General features: G+C 40.5%; 1 protein-coding gene. It reads right to left on the minus strand.

Annotated elements, in window-relative coordinates:
• On the minus strand, window positions 1–198 hold a 198-nt coding region (locus tag NE664_15315; GenBank protein MCQ4728001.1), incomplete at its 3' end, for a helix-turn-helix domain-containing protein.
• Between the last annotated feature and the right edge of the window lie 195 nt (window positions 199–393).

A 393-nucleotide genomic window follows, 5' to 3' on the forward strand; every position in this document is an offset into this window, starting at 1 on the left:
TCCCAACCAGTACTTCTCTGTCTCTGGATTCCTTTTGACGAATCCCTTTGCTTCCAGAGTTGACAGTGTACGGTAAATCGTACTCTTATACACTCCCATATCTGAGGCAATCTGTGTAATCCCTACCTCCTTCCCCTTTTTATTCAGATAAATCAGTAATTCTAACGCCCGATCCAACGCCTGAATTGTATCAGCCATTTTCTGTTTCCTCCTGTATCTCAGATCACACATTATGTGCAAAATTACCATTAGTCATATAATATTAAATACTATTTCTTCTGCCATGTCAAGGTTTATAGCCATCGCCCCGGTTAACAATGTTTCCCCCCGGTCTGCAGTTTTCTTCCCTCCTGTCTTTGTGCATTTATCACATATTTTCATCTGCATTTTTAG

Source organism: Anaerotignum faecicola, from assembly GCA_024460105.1.
Classification (GTDB): Bacteria; Bacillota; Clostridia; order Lachnospirales; family Anaerotignaceae; genus JANFXS01.